We start from the raw sequence: 14,275 nt of genomic DNA, 5'->3' as shown, positions 1-14,275 counted from the left end.
CTGCGCCAGTTAAAAAAAAACCGCTGCGCGGCACAGGCCAGGCAGCGGCGTTCACCCTCAGGTGATCTTACATAGCGTAAGTCAACTGGATGGTGGTTTTGGTATCGGTACGATCCGGCGCAGATTCCGGCGGATTGTTGTTCCAGGTAACGTTGTAGGCCATCTTCAGCGCGAAGTGTTCGTTAATCGCGACCTGCAAACCGGTTTCTGAGTTCACCGTGGTGTCTTCACCGAAGCTGCTCAGCACAGAAACACCCTGGATGAACTTAGTAGTATCAGTCAGTTGCCACTGATAGCTTACCGCACCATAGCCCAGCGCTTTGGTTTCGTGGCCGCCATCATGGAAATCGTCATAACGCACACCCGGACCAAATTCAGCACGCAGCGAGTGCACCGGACCACTCAACAACTGACGACCGTAACCGGCAGTCAGCACGTCGCGTGAATCGTAACCGTTGAAGCGATCGCTCAACCAGCTAGCCTGACCAAACAAGTAGTCGGCGCTGTTGAGGTTATAACGTGAACGGCCACCAATATTGTAAGTCTCGGACGAACGTTCATCGTTAGATGAGTTGTTGGCGGCGTTGCCCCACAAACTCCATGCGGTGTTGGTGCGATACCATGTCATTGAGGTTGCAGCACTGAGCGCGGAACTGGTGGTGTTACCCGTTTGCGCCAGGTAACCCGCTGACGCGCTGCCTTCAAACGGTTTTTTCGCCGTTGAAGGGTCATCCATGGAGGTGAAGACGGTGTTATCTGCAAATGCCTGGTGACAAAATGCTCCAGCAGAGAGCAAAAGAACAGCGGACAGCTTGTTAAAGGCTTTCATTTAAATGTGATCCGTACGGCGGTTTAAAAAGTGATGAGTCTGAAGAGTTTTCCCGGACGATCAACGCAATTTACGGTAAGTTTTGTAAATAAGTATGAAGTCACCGGAAAAGCCTGTTTTTGCGCTGAAGCCGCGCGCCAAATGGGATTAATCCCATTACCCGCGCGCATTATAGAGGGCAATTAGCGAAATAGCAGCTGAATTGCTACAAGAATTTTCTGAACCCGCTGGCGATGTTTTTTGACGCTCATCAATGTCAAATTGCTGCAAATTCGCTCAATCTGGTCCACTGGTCTACGCTGACATCTGTTTCGGAACAATGAGGTGAAAGATGAGCGACTTAAAGCGTTACATTGTGACCTTTCATTATCAGGAGAAGGGACTGAGCGACCTGCAATCCCTCAACAGCGAAATGCTTAACGCGGGCTATAACACCACGTTAAAAGATACCGAGGGACACCCGCACGAGCTGGGTACCAACAGTTTCGGTGTGGTCAGCGCGCTGGAGGAGCAGGCGCTGGCTGAACAGGCCGCCGGACTGGCTTCGGTAGCGCTGGGCGAAAAACCCGAGGTTGAAATCACCACACTGGAAGCGTTTTTAAGAGCACAGCCCTGACGGGATGTGAAAAGCGCGCGCCGGTGCTGGTTTTGTTCATGTTTTGAGCGTTACAATTGAACTCAGGCAGCGAATAAAGAGGATTACCCCATGTGGTCAGCCATTAGTCGACTGTTAAGCGAATACGCCGGCGATGCCGAAATCACCGAACGTCACGAACTGCCCGGGGGCGATGTCCATCCTGCCTGGCGCATTCGTTACGGCAAACTCGACGTTTTCGTCAAATGCAACACGCGCGATATGCTCACCCTGTTCAGTTGGGAAGCGGATCAGCTGGCACTGCTGGCGCGTACGCATACCGTGCGCGTCCCAGAGGTTTATGGTGTCGGCAACGATCGTGACACCAGCTTCCTCCTGCTGGAATATTTGCCGCCTGAACCCCTCAATGAGCACACCGCGTTTCAGCTTGGTCAGCAACTGGCGCACCTCCATCAATGGAGCGAGCAACCCCAGTTTGGCCTCGATTTCGACAACAACATCACCACCACTCCCCAACCCAACAGTTGGTTGCGACGCTGGTCGGTCTTTTTTGCCGAGCAGCGCATTGGCTGGCAGTTGCAACTGGCAGCGGAGAAAGGCATCAATTATGGTGACACTGACCTGATTGTTGATTGTGTGCAGCGCGTTCTGGCCAACCACCATCCACAGCCTTCGTTGTTGCATGGCGATTTGTGGCCGGCAAATTGCGCCGGTAGCCCTGCTGGGCCGTGGATTTTTGATCCCGCCTGCTACTGGGGCGATCGCGAATGTGATCTGGCAATGTTGAGCTATTACGCCGAGCTGCCACGGCAGATTTACGAAGGATATCATTCCGTATGGCCGTTGCCTGAAGGCTTCTCGCAACGTCAGCCGGTATATCAACTTTACTACCTGCTTAATCGCGCCAATGTGTTTGGCGGCAATTGGATGGACGAAGCGACGTTCGCCATCGGTCAGTTGCTGGATGAAGATGTGATGGGACAACGTCAGGCCAGACCGGCCTGACGCCTTACAGCAGTCCGAGCAGTTTCAGCACAAAGTAACCGGCAATCGCGATCACAATTGGCAGGATATATAACGGAAACACCTGCAATAAAATGGTGTGACGTGGCACATTAATTTTCTCCTCAAGCTGCGCCCGGCTGCGTCCTTCGTTGCCCTTCGCCTGCTCAAGAATTAACTGGTCCTCAATACCCTCTTTGATATGGCGCGACTGACGCCACATACGTGCGCCTGAAGCCTGCAACGCGATACCAACGAAAATCAAAAAATAGATAATCCAGAAACCGATATTGGTGCCGCCGTTGAATTCCGGCACCGGGGAGTTTTGCCAAAAGAAACTGAGAAACGGCGTGTTGAATTTCACCATATCAATCATCACATGCACAAAATCAAGCATCACCGCGTCAATACCCGGTTGCTTTTCGCTGTGCTTAAACATAAAGCCCAATACGGAGATGATGGTGGAAAGCAGCGCCGGAATAAAAATCACCCAGCCAGCCACTCGCTTAAGGATGGCGATGCGGCCAGCCTGTTGGTAAGTCATGGTGTCTCCCTGAACGGAATAAGATTTGCCCTAAGTCTACCTGTACTGCATCTTTTTTTCCTGAAAAAAGCGCAGCATGCTGGTTGCCTGGCATTCATGCTAAGGTAGGCCAAATTTCAAACGGAGCCGTTGTATGTCTTATCGTCGCCCTGTTCTGGCCGCCATTTTTGATATGGATGGATTGCTGATTGACTCAGAACCGCTGTGGGATCGCGCCGAACTCGATATTTTCGCCACGCTGGGGGTAGATCTCACCCGCCGCCACGAATTGCCAGATACCCTGGGATTACGCATCGATCAAACCGTACGCATGTGGTACGAAACGCTGCCGTGGAACGGCCCGGACCAACAGGAAGTGACGGATCGCATCATCGCACGCGCTCTTCAACTGGTGGAAGAGACTCGCCCTCTGCTGCCAGGGGTGGAACAGGCACTGCGTTTATGTCGCGACCAGGGCCTGAAAATTGCCCTCGCCTCCGCCTCCCCACTGCATATGCTGGAGCGGGTTCTGGAGATGTTCAACCTGCGCCATTATTTTGATCAACTCGCCTCCGCCGAGCATCTTCCCTACAGCAAACCGCATCCGCAGGTTTATCTGGATGCCGCCACACAATTAGGCGTTGATCCCCTCAACTGCGTGGCGCTGGAAGATTCGTTCAACGGCATGGTCGCCAGTAAAGCGGCACGTATGCGCTCCATCGTGGTGCCTGCGGCAGAACATCGTGATGATGCACGTTGGGCACTGGCGAATGTCAGGCTGGATGACCTTACCCAACTCGCCGCCGAACATCTACACGGTTAAGCGCCCAGCAGCCCGCTCTCACAGCGGGCTTTTTTATGTCGATTTGATCGCCAACACAAATAAATAAAACAACGTTTCATTTTTATTGAATTCATATCCCATCCTGCCTAAGATGCCAACAGACCCGCATCGGGACCTATACCTTCTTTTATCCAGAGGCCTGAGATGGACATACGTCAAAGCATTCACAGCGAACATGCCAAAACTCTCGATACCGCCGCCCTGCGCCGCGAGTTCTTGATTGAAAAAATTTTCACCCCGGATGATTACACCCTGACCTACAGCCATATCGACCGCATCATCATTGGTGGCGTGATGCCAGTGACCAGGCCGGTGACCATCGGCAGTGAAGTGGGTAAGCAGTTGGGCGTGAGTTATTTTCTCGAACGCCGCGAACTGGGGGTGATAAACATCGGCGGCCCCGGCCTGATTGAAGTGGATGGCAAAACCTGGGAAATTGGTCACCAGGAAGCGTTGTATGTCGGCCAGGGCGCACAACAGGTGCTTTTTCGCAGCAGCGAAGCCAGTCATCCGGCGAAGTTTTATTACAACAGCGCCCCGGCGCATACCCACTATCCGGACAAAAAAATCACCCTTGAGGATGCCGTGAAAGCCACCCTCGGTGATGCCGCCACCTCTAATCGCCGCACCATCAACAAATTTATCGTGCCGGATGTACTGCCAACCTGCCAGCTGACCATGGGTCTGACGCGTCTTGACGACGGCAATTTGTGGAACACCATGCCGTGCCACACCCATGAACGCCGCATGGAGGTCTATTTCTATTTTGATATGGCTGAGGACAGCGCGGTGTTTCATATGATGGGGCAGCCGCAGGAAACCCGCCATCTGTTGGTACATAACGAACAGGCAGTGATTTCGCCAAGCTGGTCAATCCATGCCGGTGTTGGCACCCAACGCTATACCTTTATCTGGGGCATGGTGGGTGAAAATCAGGTGTTTGATGACATGGACCACGTCAGCGTCAGCGCTCTGCGCTAGTGCCTGAGGAGAAGATAATGATTCTGAACGCTTTTCATCTTGAAGGAAAAATCGCGCTGGTCACCGGTTGTAACACTGGTCTCGGTCAGGGGATGGCGATCGGCCTGGCACAGGCGGGCTGCGATATTATTGGTGTCAACCGCGCCGGACCGGATGATACCGCCGCCAAAGTTGAAGCTCTGGGACGCCGTTTCTGGCCGATTCAGGCCGATCTGAGCCACCCCTCCATCGTGCCACAGGTGGTGGAACAGGCGGTCGCACTGGCGGGACGCATTGATATTCTGGTCAATAACGCAGGGATTATCCGGCGTGAGGATGCGCTGAACTTTAGCGAAAAAGACTGGGACGATGTGATGAATATCAACACCAAGAGCCTGTTTTTCCTCTCTCAACAGGTGGCGCGACAGTTTATCGCTCAGGGGAATGGCGGCAAGATCATCAACATCGCCTCGATGCTCTCTTTCCAGGGCGGAATTCGCGTGCCCTCCTATACCGCATCGAAAAGCGCCGTCATGGGGCTGACGCGGCTGATGGCCAATGAATGGGCGAAGCACGGCATCAATGTCAACGCCATTGCCCCCGGTTACATGGCGACGAACAACACGCAACAAATCCGTGATGATGAGTCGCGCAGTGAAGAGATCCTCGCCCGTATCCCGGCCGGACGTTGGGGCGCACCGAACGACATGATGGGGCCTGTGGTGTTCCTCGCTTCCAGTGCATCGGATTACGTTCACGGCTATACGCTAGCGGTGGATGGCGGTTGGCTGGCGCGCTAAGCTGCTCTTTTCCCGCGTCATTCTGACGCGGGTATCGTCTTAAATTCACGCCTGGTTACAGCGTCACATATTCTCATTCACTGGATAAATCCCTATACTGGATGCATCGACAGTTTGCAGCCAGGTTTTATCATGACGGCCGAAGGCCACATCATTTTCGCCATTGCCAGTGCTATTTTTGCCAAGCGCGCGGAGCTCACGCCGGTAATGGCCAGTGCCGACTGGTGGCATCTGGTGCCGGCTGCACTGCTGACCTGTTTGCTGCCGGATATTGATCATCCCAAATCGGTGCTGGGACAACGTCTGAAGTGGCTTTCCCAGCCCATCGCTCGCGCCTTTGGTCATCGCGGTTTTACCCACAGCCTGCTGGCGGTGGCAGTAAGCTTGTGGCTGTTTCAGATTAATGTCCCCGCCAGTTGGCCCATCCCTGCGGATGTATTGCAGGGCTTGACCCTGGGCTATCTCAGCCATATTGTCGCCGATATGCTGACACCCGCTGGCGTTCCCCTGCTGTGGCCCTGCCGCTGGCGCTTTCGCCTGCCACTGCTGAACAGCCAAAAAGGCAACCAACTGGAGCGCGCCCTTTGCCTCGCACTGGTCGGCTACGCGCTGTGGTTCCCACCTGGCTTGCCGTCTTTTGGTGCAAACGGCTGGCCTGAACAGTTGTTCAATACCTTACAAAATGGCGTAGGTCGTTTAATAAACAGTCAAACTGCGCGCTAATCAGACAAAAATCAGGATAAAGTTATAATCAATTCCATTTGGATATAAGCCTGCCCATTTATGAACTGTTAACATGCGCGGATTCCTTTCAGGAATCACCCTGTATTCCGCGCCTGAACATGCAGAGGCGCGGCAAATCTCTGGAGTAGAGCATGGATTTTCCCCTGATTATTAATCTCGTGGTGTTCGCCGCGTTGCTGGTGTTATTAGCACGCATTGGCAACGCGCGCTGGAGCCTGTCAAAACGCGTATTAACTGGCCTGGTGTTCGGCGTATTGTTTGGTCTGGCGCTGCAAGCCATTTACGGTGAGAACAGCCCGGTGGTCAAAGCCTCGATTGGCTGGTTCAACATTGTCGGCAACGGTTACGTGCAATTGTTGCAGATGATCGTGATGCCGCTGGTCTTCGCTTCCATCCTCAGCGCGGTGGCTCGCCTGCACAATGCCTCTTCACTGGGCAAAATCAGCGTACTGACCATCGGCGTGTTGTTGTTTACTACGGCGATTTCAGCGCTGGTAGGCGTGATGGTCACTGGCCTGTTTGGTTTAACCGCAGATGGCCTGGTGCAAGGTGCGCAGGAAACCGCGCGCCTGAACGCGATTCAGAGCAACTACATCGGAAAAGTGGCCGATCTGACCGTGCCACAACTGCTGCTCTCCTTTATCCCTAAAAATCCGTTTGCCGATCTCACCGGCGCTAGCCCGACCTCGATCATCAGCGTGGTGATTTTCGCCGCGTTTCTTGGCGTGGCGGCGTTGCAGTTGCTGAAAGATGACAAAGCAAAAGGCGAACGTGTGCTGGTGGCAATCGACACCCTGCAATCCTGGGTGATGAAACTGGTTCGTTTGATCATGAAGCTGACACCCTACGGTGTGCTGGCCCTGATGACCAAAGTAGTCGCGGGTTCTAACCTTCAGGACATCATTAAGCTCGGTGGCTTTGTTGTGGCCTCTTATCTGGGCCTGGCGATTATGTTTGGCGTGCACGCGCTGCTGCTCTCTTTCAACGGCATCAATCCGCTGCGTTTCTTCCGCAAAGTGTGGCCGGTGATTACCTTTGCTTTTACCAGCCGTTCCAGCGCCGCCAGTATCCCGCTGAACGTTGAAACCCAGACGCGTCGCCTTGGTGTGCCGGAATCCATCGCCAGCTTCTCTGCCTCCTTTGGTGCCACCATTGGACAGAATGGTTGTGCCGGTCTGTATCCGACCATGCTGGCGGTGATGGTTGCGCCGACTGTCGGGATCAACCCGTTTGACCCGCTGTGGATTGCCACCCTGGTAGGGATCGTCACCCTCAGCTCAGCCGGTGTGGCCGGTGTGGGCGGCGGTGCCACCTTTGCCGCCTTGATCGTGCTGCCCGCGATGGGCCTGCCGGTAACGCTGGTCGCGCTGTTGATCTCCATCGAACCGTTGATTGATATGGGCCGCACCGCGCTCAACGTCAATGGCGCAATGACCGCTGGCTCCCTGACCAGCCGCTGGCTTGGCCTGACCGACAAAAAAGTGCTGGAGAGCGACGACCACGCCGAACTGGCGCATCGTTAATTACCTGCACATCCCGTAGCGGCACGATGTATCGTGCGGGGTTCCACACCCGAAATCCGCGCGATACATCGCGCCGCTACGCGTTCCTCTCCTCAATCTCTGACAATCATGGCGCTACCGTCAGGAAAGTGTTAAGCATGGTAAATAGTGGAAAAATCAGCCACTTTCCGCTTGTGTTTTGCCGGTGAAAAGCCAATCCTGCTACCAGTCATAGCAGGAGAACTACCGATGAAAAAAGTTATCGCCTCCGTGCTGGCGTTAACCTTATTAACACCAGCCATCGCCCTTGCCCACCCAGGTCCGTGGGGACCCGGCCCAGGTCCTGGACCGCACTGGGGTGGACCAGGTCCATTACGTTTCTTACCCGATGCCGCGACAGCGGTGTTGATTGGCGGCCTGACCTACTATCTGTTGAATGGCAGCTACTATCAGCGTCAGGGCGATACCTACGTTGTGGTGCAGCCACCGCAGTCAGAGCCGGTAGCCGGTATGCGTGTGCTCGACTTCAACGGCAAGCGTTATTACGTGCAGGATGGTCATTACTATCAGCGCGATATCAACGGCAGCTATAACGAAGTGCCACGCCCCTACGGCTTGTAAGCCACAAACAAAAACGGCCCGTCACTGACGGGCCGTTTGCTATTCTGCAACCTTTACTGCGTCGCTTGCGGGTCGGTATCGTACTCTTTACAGCTCTGGAAGCCGTAGTTCATCACATGTCCCGTGTCGTTATAGCTGACGAAGTAAGTCTGGAGTTTACCATCGCGCTCACCCAGCACATAAGTCTGGCAGGTGCCGCGCGCATGCACCATAGTGATCTCAGTAGACGGTGCCCCGGCAATCTGACGCACCTGATCACGGGTCATTCCTTTCTTCACATCCTTCACCACAGGTTTGGTCACGAAGCTCTCTGCGCGATCGTAAGCCGTACAACCAGAGAGTGCTGCCAGCGTTAACGCAGCAGCGATACATCCCAGCACTTTATTCATCTTGTTGTTCCTCATTACTGTGTCCATGTAACGCTAAGCCTGGAACAGAAATCCAGATTAATCAATTTTATGGCAGCATATTCGGTTTGTTCCGAAGCGTCAGGATTACGTAAAAGTGCCTGTGTTCCTTTGGCAGGCTCCGTATAATCGCTAAATGAGAATGAGCACTCTCAAAACTATTTTCAGGGCGGTTATGACCAGACAACGAGAAAATAATAAAGATGAACGCCACCGCCTGCGCCAGGATGAAATCATCCGTGCTGCGCGCGAATGTTTTCGTCGGGAGGGGTTCCATGCTGCCAGCATGGCGCGGCTGGCGTGCGCCGCCAATCTCAGCGTGGGGCAAATCTACCGGTACTTCCCCAGTAAGGACGCCATCATTGAAGAGATGGTGAAACGTATTGTCGATGGTCGCGTTGCCGCAATGCGCGATCGGGTCGACAGCGATCAAATCGCCACCACGCTTGCCTGGCGGGAGAGTCTGAACCCGGAAGATGAATTATTGATGCTGGATGTCGCCGCCGAAGCCGGTCGTAATCCACGCGTCGCGGCAATGCTCGAAGCGGCGGATGCCCGCATGTTCAGCCAGGCCCGTCACAAGATCCGCGCCAGTCATCCTGAACTGAGCGACGAACAGGTGGACGCCTGTGTCGAAGTACTGGCCGTGTTGTTTGACGGTACGGCCCTGCGCCGCCTGACGCCACAGAAAGCGTCAGCGGTGACCCTGCAACACCTTTATCAGAACCTGATTTCACACCTAATAAAGACAGAGGATAAATGACACCTGCACCTTCTAACCGTCTGGTTTATGCCATAACCCTTGGCCTGCTCGCTGCCCTTGGGCCGCTCTGTATCGATCTCTACCTGCCCGCCCTGCCTGAACTGGCACAGGACCTGCACACCGAAACCGCCACTGCCCAGTTAAGCCTCACCGCGACACTGGTAGGCCTTGGTGCCGGCCAACTGCTGTTCGGTCCGTTGAGCGACAAATTTGGTCGCCTGCGTCCTTTACGCGTCTCACTGCTGCTGCTGTTTGTCGCCTCAATCGGTTGTGCCGTGGCGCAAGATATAAATCAGCTGCTGGTGGCCCGTCTGTTTGAAGGCCTGGCGGGGGGTGGTGGCGCCGTGCTGTCGCGTGCCGTCGCGCGTGATATGTACAGTGGCTATGAACTGACGCGCTTTTTTGCCTTGTTGATGTTGGTCAATGGTCTGGCCCCGATCGCCGCCCCGGTTCTCGGCGGTTTTATGCTAACTGTGCTGAACTGGCGTGGCATTTTTATGGTGCTGGGAGCGGTGGCCATTTTGCTCATCCTGCTGACGCGCTGGAAACTGCATGAAACTTTGCCCGAAGCAAAACGCAACCGGGGTTCCATTTTCTCCGCCTGGGCCGCGCTGGGTGAGGTATTTACCCATCGTTCGTTTATGGGCTTCTGTTTGACGCAGGGTTTTATGATGGCGGGGATGCTCGCTTACATCGGTTCATCACCGTTTGTCCTGCAACAGATCTACGGTTTGTCTCCGCAGGCCTTTAGCTTCTGCTTTGCCGCCAACGGATTCGGTCTGATTATTGCTTCTCAGACCAGCGCCCGCCTGTGCCGACGTTGGGGAGAATACCGGGTACTGAAAGGTGGCCTGCTGCTGGCCTTTGTCGCCTCCGCCTGTCTGTTACTCGCGGGCATCCTCGGTGCATCGCTGCCGGTGATTCTGCTGGCGCTGTTCTTCACCATCGCCAGCAACGGTGTTATCGCCACCACCGCCTCATCACTGGCCATGCAGAGCCAGGGCCACCGCGCAGGCAGCGCCTCAGCAGTGATTGGCGTCACCATGTTCACCCTGGGGGCCATCAGCGTACCGCTCACTGGTCTCGGTGGCACCTCGCTACTGAGTATGACTGGCACGATTTTTGGCTGTTTTATGTTGGCGATTGTGATGTTCCTGGTATTGGCTCAGAAGCCAAAAAGCGCCTGATTTGCCAGCAAATAACCCGAACAACAAGCCATACGGCTTGTTGTTTTGGGCCAGCCGCGTTAGCTTTAGGAAATGATTCGCATTGTGCCGTCCGGCAACTGACTTGAGGAGAGGTTCATGTCACTGCAGCAGGAAATCATTGAAGCCCTTGGTGTTAAACCCGTCATCGATCCCCAGCAAGAAGTTCGCGTCAGCGTTGATTTTTTGAAGTCCTACCTGAAAACCAATCCGGGGATTAAGACCCTGGTACTGGGTATCAGCGGTGGTCAGGATTCCACACTGACCGGCATCCTGTCACAAACCGCCATTCGTGAACTGCGCGAAGAGACCGGTGATAACGACTACACCTTCATTGCCGTGCGTCTGCCTTATGGCGTGCAAGCCGATGAGCAGGATTGTCAGGATGCGCTGGCGTTTATCCAACCGGATCGGTCGCTGGTGGTCAACATTAAAGAAGCGGTGCTGGCAAGTGAGCGCGCCTTACAGGACGCAGGCATCACCCTGTCTGACTATATTCGCGGCAACGAAAAAGCGCGCGAGCGCATGAAAGCTCAGTACAGCATCGCCGGGATGACCAAAGGGGTGGTGGTGGGTACTGACCATGCTGCCGAAGCGGTCACCGGTTTCTTCACCAAATATGGCGATGGCGGCACTGACATCAACCCGATTTTCCGCCTCAACAAAGGCCAGGGCAAACAGTTGCTGAAACTGCTGGGCTGTCCGGAGCATCTTTACCTGAAGCATCCGACGGCTGACCTTGAAGATAATCGTCCAGGATTACAGGATGAAGTGGCTCTCGGCGTGACCTATCAACTGATTGATGCTTATCTGGAAGGCAAAACCATTGATGCGTCTGCTGCCAAAATCATTGAAGGTTGGTATCTGAAAACCGAGCATAAACGTCGCCCACCGATTACCGTGTTCGACGATTTCTGGAAAAAATAACCCCATCCGGCGTTTTCCAGTTAGGGACGGAAGACGCCTTTCTTTGCCTTTTCTGAACACTTTTATATGCCTGCACATTTGCCGCGCGCCACCCTGATCGGTTTAAGCGCGATTTTACTCTGGAGCACTACCGTTGGTCTGATGCGCAGCGTCAGTGAAGCCTTTGGCGCCACCGGTGGCGCAGCGCTGATTTATACCACCACGGCGATCCTGCTCTGCCTGACACGCGGCCTGCCGGATTTCCGCCAGATGCCAACGCGTTATTTGTGGGGCGGAGGGCTGCTGTTTGTCGGCTATGAAATCTGCCTCGCGCTGGCGATTGGTCTGGCGCAGGATCGTGCCCAGTCGCTGGAGCTGGGGATGATCAACTACCTGTGGCCCTGTCTGACCGTCGTGTTTGCCATTCCGATCAACCAGCAGCGCTTCCGTGTCTGGCTATGGCCGGGATTGTTGTTGTCACTGGCGGGCATTGTCTGGGTGCTACAGAGCCGCGGCGGCAGTTCATTATCACAGCTCGGGCATAATCTGCTGAGTAATCCGCTGGCGTATAGTCTGGCGTTTATTGCTGCTTTCGCCTGGGGGTTATACAACAACGTGACGCGCCGTTATGCCAACGGCAAAAGCGGCGTCAATCTGTTCTTTGTCGTCACCGCGCTGGCGCTGTGGTTCAAATTCGCCCTCACCGAACAGGTCAGCTCACTGCATTTCAGCCTGATCCCGGCGCTGGAGGTGTTATTTATGGGTGTCTCCACTGCGGTAGCCTACTCGGCGTGGAACCACGGTATTCAACACGGTAATCTGACATTACTGGCAACGGCATCCTACTTCACACCGGTGCTGTCGGCGCTGCTGGCGTCACTCTGGCTTGGCCTGACGCCCTCCCTGACCTTCTGGCAAGGGGTGCTAATGATCACCCTCGGCTCGTTGATCTGCTGGCTGGCGACCCGTCGCCTGTAGCGGCTGGCGAAAAAACAGGCTCGCTGATATACTGGATGGACAACCAGTAACCGGAGTCCTCCTTGGTCAGACGAGCCACAAGTTACCGCCTTGAGTTTGATGCGGCAGCCATTTACCAGTATCCCGAACATCTTCGCCAGTGGCTGGACGGCTTACCCAATCAGCCTGGCGTATATGTCTTCCACGGCGAAAGCGACAACCTGCCGCTATATATCGGCAAAAGTGTTAACCTGCGCAGTCGCGTGATGTCCCATTTCCGCACGCCAGATGAAGCCAGCATGCTGCGCCAGGCAAGACGTGTCAGTTGGATCCCCACGGCTGGCGATCTGGGTGCGCAGTTGCTGGAAGCACAGATGATCAAAACGCAACAGCCGCTGTTCAATAAACGCCTGCGCAAAAACCGCCAGCTCTGCTCAATTCAGCTTAACGACACCGTGCCGCAAGTGGTTTACGCCCGCGACCTCGATTTCTCCTGCACCTCAAACCTTTATGGTTTGTTTCGTAGCCGCCACGCCGCGCTGGAAAAGCTGAAAAGCATCGCCGATGAACAACGCCTGTGTCACGGTTTGCTGGGGCTGGAGAATCTGCGCAGCGGCCGGGGCTGTTTTCGTGCCGCGCTTAAACGCTGTGCCGGTGCCTGCTGCGGCAACGAACCGCCAGAAGCGCATCAACAACGTTTGCAACAGGCACTGGAAGCGTTACGGGTGGTGTGCTGGCCGTGGTCCGGCGCGGTGGGAATGGTGGAACGCGGCACCGCCATGACGCAAATCCACGTTATTGATCACTGGTTTTGGCTGGGTTCGGTGAGTAGCGAAGCCGAAGCTCGCCAGCTACAACGCATCCCTCATGGCTTTGATCACGACGGCTATAAAATCCTCTGCCGCCCTCTGCTATCGGGTGAGTTCCCGCTGATCGAGCTATAAAGCAAAACCGCCGACGCTGCCCAAAGCATCGAATGCGATGGACAACGTCGGCGGTCTCAAACCGTCAGGCTATGCGAATTATTCGCCCTCAGCCGGTGGTGGTGGCATCTTACCATCGTGCGGGCGTTTCTCTGTCAGACGTTTCTCAAAGTTCGCGTTGAACTGCTTTTTCTGCTCCGGCGTCAACACGTTATAGAGTTTGTTCTGCGTTTCCATCATCGCCACAGCACGCTCTTTGGCATTGGCCGTCATTTTCTCTGCCTGCGCTTCGGCTTTCGCCCGGTCGAAGGTGTCAGAGGCAATCAGCGCGTGGTTAGCGCGACGCTCTTCCAGCGACGGACGTTTAAAGTCTTTGTGGCTTTCACGCATGATGTCATGCATCTGTTTTTTCTGGGCGTCGGTCAGGTTCAGACCTTTGAACATCATGTCCATACCACCATGACGCATCGGCGGCTTATGCATTGGTTTCTCGCTGCCGGCCGGCGGTGGCGTCAGATTGTCTGCCGCAGCATGGACGATATTGGCAGCACCGAGAGCCATCGCGGTAGCCAGGAAGAGGGAAGTCAGTTTACGCATAATATTGTCCTTACTTATCAGTTTCATGACGACAGCCTGTGTCGCGTCTTCGGAAACAAGCATACGACGCTGAACGTCAACTACTCAGAGGCTGAGT

Annotated in this window: 17 protein-coding genes; 13 read left to right on the top strand and 4 right to left on the bottom strand. The window is 54.8% G+C overall.

From position 1 onward, the window contains the following. Positions 1-67: 67 nt before the first annotated feature. A complete protein-coding gene (locus tag AC6I8R_RS08455; RefSeq protein ID WP_021185276.1) occupies positions 68-829 on the bottom strand; it encodes a DUF481 domain-containing protein in 762 nt (253 codons plus the stop codon). Positions 830-1,160: 331 nt separating this feature from the next. Here AC6I8R_RS08455 and ghoS point away from each other — a divergent pair, with 331 nt between their 5' ends. Next, entirely contained in the window at positions 1,161-1,445 is a 285-nt protein-coding gene (ghoS, locus tag AC6I8R_RS08450) for a type V toxin-antitoxin system endoribonuclease antitoxin GhoS (protein WP_021185278.1), read from the top strand. 90 nt (positions 1,446-1,535) lie between these two features. Continuing rightward, entirely contained in the window at positions 1,536-2,429 is an 894-nt protein-coding gene (locus AC6I8R_RS08445) for a fructosamine kinase family protein (RefSeq protein ID WP_497832113.1), read from the top strand. A gap of 4 nt (positions 2,430-2,433) precedes the next feature. Here AC6I8R_RS08445 and AC6I8R_RS08440 read toward each other — a convergent pair whose 3' ends face one another. After that, positions 2,434-2,970, bottom strand: a complete 537-nt coding sequence (locus AC6I8R_RS08440) for a YniB family protein (protein ID WP_036626946.1) — start codon at positions 2,968-2,970, stop codon at positions 2,434-2,436. 133 nt (positions 2,971-3,103) lie between these two features. Here AC6I8R_RS08440 and hxpB point away from each other — a divergent pair, with 133 nt between their 5' ends. From hxpB to AC6I8R_RS08410, 6 genes are all read left to right on the top strand, one after another. Next, positions 3,104-3,772: a hexitol phosphatase HxpB gene (gene hxpB, locus AC6I8R_RS08435; protein WP_497832112.1), complete on the top strand. Its 669-nt coding sequence runs from the start codon at positions 3,104-3,106 to the stop codon at positions 3,770-3,772. Positions 3,773-3,937: 165 nt separating this feature from the next. Next, entirely contained in the window at positions 3,938-4,774 is an 837-nt protein-coding gene (gene kduI, locus AC6I8R_RS08430) for a 5-dehydro-4-deoxy-D-glucuronate isomerase (RefSeq protein ID WP_021185281.1), read from the top strand. Positions 4,775-4,791: 17 nt separating this feature from the next. Beyond that, the gene (gene kduD, locus AC6I8R_RS08425) at positions 4,792-5,553 is read left to right on the top strand and encodes a 2-dehydro-3-deoxy-D-gluconate 5-dehydrogenase KduD (RefSeq protein ID WP_415172979.1); all 762 of its coding nucleotides are present in this window, start codon (positions 4,792-4,794) and stop codon (positions 5,551-5,553) included. A gap of 132 nt (positions 5,554-5,685) precedes the next feature. Beyond that, positions 5,686-6,276 (top strand): metal-dependent hydrolase, encoded by a 591-nt coding sequence (locus AC6I8R_RS08420; protein ID WP_497832111.1) that lies wholly within the window; start codon positions 5,686-5,688, stop codon positions 6,274-6,276. A gap of 152 nt (positions 6,277-6,428) precedes the next feature. Further along, positions 6,429-7,820 (top strand): L-cystine transporter, encoded by a 1,392-nt coding sequence (locus AC6I8R_RS08415; protein ID WP_208725317.1) that lies wholly within the window; start codon positions 6,429-6,431, stop codon positions 7,818-7,820. A 228-nt stretch (positions 7,821-8,048) separates the two neighbouring features. Continuing rightward, positions 8,049-8,420 (top strand): DUF6515 family protein, encoded by a 372-nt coding sequence (locus AC6I8R_RS08410; protein WP_021185285.1) that lies wholly within the window; start codon positions 8,049-8,051, stop codon positions 8,418-8,420. Between the two features lie 53 nt (positions 8,421-8,473). Here AC6I8R_RS08410 and osmE read toward each other — a convergent pair whose 3' ends face one another. Continuing rightward, positions 8,474-8,809, bottom strand: coding sequence for an osmotically-inducible lipoprotein OsmE (osmE, locus tag AC6I8R_RS08405; protein ID WP_013508809.1), 336 nt, complete (start codon positions 8,807-8,809; stop codon positions 8,474-8,476). Positions 8,810-9,002: 193 nt separating this feature from the next. Between osmE and AC6I8R_RS08400 the strand changes: the two genes are divergently transcribed. The 5 genes from AC6I8R_RS08400 to cho all read left to right on the top strand — a co-directional run bounded on the left by AC6I8R_RS08400 (position 9,003) and on the right by cho (position 13,602). After that, on the top strand, positions 9,003-9,590 hold the full coding sequence (locus AC6I8R_RS08400; RefSeq protein ID WP_021185286.1) for a TetR/AcrR family transcriptional regulator: 588 nt from the start codon (positions 9,003-9,005) through the stop codon (positions 9,588-9,590). Further along, positions 9,587-10,777, top strand: coding sequence for a multidrug effflux MFS transporter (locus AC6I8R_RS08395; protein ID WP_021185287.1), 1,191 nt, complete (start codon positions 9,587-9,589; stop codon positions 10,775-10,777). The genes AC6I8R_RS08400 and AC6I8R_RS08395 overlap by 4 nt, the downstream gene beginning before the upstream one ends. A 117-nt stretch (positions 10,778-10,894) precedes the next feature. Next, the gene (nadE, locus tag AC6I8R_RS08390; RefSeq protein WP_021185288.1) at positions 10,895-11,722 is read left to right on the top strand and encodes an NAD(+) synthase; all 828 of its coding nucleotides are present in this window, start codon (positions 10,895-10,897) and stop codon (positions 11,720-11,722) included. A 66-nt stretch (positions 11,723-11,788) separates the two neighbouring features. Further along, positions 11,789-12,679: an aromatic amino acid DMT transporter YddG gene (yddG, locus tag AC6I8R_RS08385; protein WP_415172980.1), complete on the top strand. Its 891-nt coding sequence runs from the start codon at positions 11,789-11,791 to the stop codon at positions 12,677-12,679. Positions 12,680-12,741: 62 nt separating this feature from the next. After that, on the top strand, positions 12,742-13,602 hold the full coding sequence (cho, locus tag AC6I8R_RS08380; RefSeq protein ID WP_497832110.1) for an excinuclease Cho: 861 nt from the start codon (positions 12,742-12,744) through the stop codon (positions 13,600-13,602). 78 nt (positions 13,603-13,680) lie between these two features. Here the strand turns inward: cho and spy are convergent, their stop codons facing one another. Continuing rightward, entirely contained in the window at positions 13,681-14,178 is a 498-nt protein-coding gene (gene spy / locus AC6I8R_RS08375; RefSeq protein WP_036626977.1) for an ATP-independent periplasmic protein-refolding chaperone Spy, read from the bottom strand. Positions 14,179-14,275 lie beyond the last annotated feature (97 nt).

The sequence above is a fragment of the Pantoea sp. X-Soil-OKNW-713 genome (genome assembly GCF_059730685.1).
This window is presented reverse-complemented; position numbering and strand designations above follow the sequence as displayed.

Coding starts and splice junctions, on each gene's coding strand:
- AC6I8R_RS08415 (WP_208725317.1), top strand. CDS start 6,429: ATGGATTTTCCCCTGATTATTAATCTCGTGGTGTTCGCCGCGTTGCTG.
- AC6I8R_RS08440 (WP_036626946.1), bottom strand. CDS start 2,970: ATGACTTACCAACAGGCTGGCCGCATCGCCATCCTTAAGCGAGTGGCT.
- osmE (WP_013508809.1), bottom strand. CDS start 8,809: ATGAATAAAGTGCTGGGATGTATCGCTGCTGCGTTAACGCTGGCAGCA.
- kduI (WP_021185281.1), top strand. CDS start 3,938: ATGGACATACGTCAAAGCATTCACAGCGAACATGCCAAAACTCTCGAT.
- AC6I8R_RS08410 (WP_021185285.1), top strand. CDS start 8,049: ATGAAAAAAGTTATCGCCTCCGTGCTGGCGTTAACCTTATTAACACCA.
- nadE (WP_021185288.1), top strand. CDS start 10,895: ATGTCACTGCAGCAGGAAATCATTGAAGCCCTTGGTGTTAAACCCGTC.
- hxpB (WP_497832112.1), top strand. CDS start 3,104: ATGTCTTATCGTCGCCCTGTTCTGGCCGCCATTTTTGATATGGATGGA.
- AC6I8R_RS08455 (WP_021185276.1), bottom strand. CDS start 829: ATGAAAGCCTTTAACAAGCTGTCCGCTGTTCTTTTGCTCTCTGCTGGA.
- AC6I8R_RS08420 (WP_497832111.1), top strand. CDS start 5,686: ATGACGGCCGAAGGCCACATCATTTTCGCCATTGCCAGTGCTATTTTT.
- yddG (WP_415172980.1), top strand. CDS start 11,789: ATGCCTGCACATTTGCCGCGCGCCACCCTGATCGGTTTAAGCGCGATT.
- kduD (WP_415172979.1), top strand. CDS start 4,792: ATGATTCTGAACGCTTTTCATCTTGAAGGAAAAATCGCGCTGGTCACC.
- AC6I8R_RS08395 (WP_021185287.1), top strand. CDS start 9,587: ATGACACCTGCACCTTCTAACCGTCTGGTTTATGCCATAACCCTTGGC.
- spy (WP_036626977.1), bottom strand. CDS start 14,178: ATGCGTAAACTGACTTCCCTCTTCCTGGCTACCGCGATGGCTCTCGGT.
- AC6I8R_RS08445 (WP_497832113.1), top strand. CDS start 1,536: ATGTGGTCAGCCATTAGTCGACTGTTAAGCGAATACGCCGGCGATGCC.
- ghoS (WP_021185278.1), top strand. CDS start 1,161: ATGAGCGACTTAAAGCGTTACATTGTGACCTTTCATTATCAGGAGAAG.
- AC6I8R_RS08400 (WP_021185286.1), top strand. CDS start 9,003: ATGACCAGACAACGAGAAAATAATAAAGATGAACGCCACCGCCTGCGC.